This is a genomic window from Paenarthrobacter sp. 10L412 (assembly GCF_056395565.1).
Map to the genome: position 1 here is coordinate 1 of NZ_JBFTJT010000034.1, position 1,473 is coordinate 1,473.

General features: G+C 63.7%; 1 pseudogene. It reads right to left on the reverse strand.

From position 1 onward, the window contains the following. Positions 1-28: 28 nt before the first annotated feature. Positions 29-1,290: pseudogene (locus AC1DD7_RS24355) on the reverse strand (IS110 family RNA-guided transposase). Positions 1,291-1,473: the final 183 nt, after the last annotated feature.

The following is a 1,473-nucleotide window of genomic DNA, read 5'->3' on the forward strand; positions in this document are numbered from 1 at the left end:
GGATGTGAGAGTGCCCCTATGTTTTTCGTCAAGTGGTGGCGGGTGTTGGGGGTTGGTAGAGGGCGCCGTCGCGGAGCATTGCGTAGAGGGTGTCACAGCGGCGTCGTGCCAGGGCAATGATTGCCTGGTTGTGGCGTTTTCCTTCGGCGCGTTTGCGTTCGTAGTAGGCCCGGGACGGCGGGTCGTGGAGCGCAGCGAACGCGGAGAGGAAAAGAGTTCGTTTGAGGACTTTGTTGCCTTTTCTGGAGGAGTGGTCGCCGCGGATGGAGGACCCGGATCGCCAGGTGACTGGGGCCAGCCCGGCGTAAGAGGCCAGGTGCCCGGCGGTGGGGAAGTCTTTCCCGGCGACTTCGGTGAGGATTCGTGCGGCGGTCCTGATGCCCACGGCCGGCAGAGACATCAGGACCGGGTGAAGAGGGTGGGCCTCCACGAGAGCTTCGACCTGGGTGAGGACCATGGCGCGGTTTTCGTGAAGCCCGGAGAGCATGGCCGCGAGCTGGGGCAGCACGATGGTCGCGGCATTCGTGCCGACAACAGTGACTGTTTGCCGGCCCAGGGCCTCGATGATTTCATCGGCAAGGCGTTCGCCCATCCGCGGCGCGAGTTTGGTCAGCCGGTTCCCGATCCGGCGCCGGCCTGCGTGACGGAGCGCTTCGGGGGTAGGCCAGGTCCGCAGCAGGTCCAGCACCGCAGGATGATCCATGTAGGGTCCCAACACCCTTTCCAGAGCAGGGTGGATCTGGGTGAGCAGCCCGCGGATCCGGTTCGAGGTCGCCGTGGCCTGCTTGGCCAGGTCATCATCGAAACCACAAAGCATGCTCAGCTCAGCGAGCTGCTCATCGGCCAACTGAACCGAGCGCAATGTATGCGGCATGGTCCTGGCGGCCTCGGCGATGATGAACGCATCCCGGGCATCGGTTTTCGCCTCTCCGGGGTGCAGGTCCGCGATCCGGCGCATCGCCAGCCCCGGCAGATACCCGACAAGAACACCGGCGGCCTGGGCCACCGCTACCGGCAACGCGCCGATGGTTGCTGGCTGGTCAACGACCAACAACACTCGTCCGGCGTCCTCGAGTTCGGCGATGATTTCCCGGATTTTGGCTTCATCGTTGGGCAGCGCCCGGTCCAGCAATTTCTTTCCGGCCCGGTCCACGGCAACGGCATGATGGACGCCCTTGCCAACATCCAGACCAATAAACACTTCGACACCATCGTGGTTCGCGATCATCCGGTCCCTCCAGTCGTAGTCAGCTCCCATGCTGGCCCGGCAGCGGTGTCAGGACCCGGCACCCACGTTACGCACGACGTTCCCGAACTGTCCTGCCCCTATCAGCGGTCTCCCGGCACCTACCAACCCCGGTGACAACACTCTCAAGATCATCGGATCGACAGAGGAACGCAATCATGCCGGGGCAGCAGGCCAGCACACCCACATCCTGCACCAGGAAACGGGCTACGAAAAAGGTAACGAGG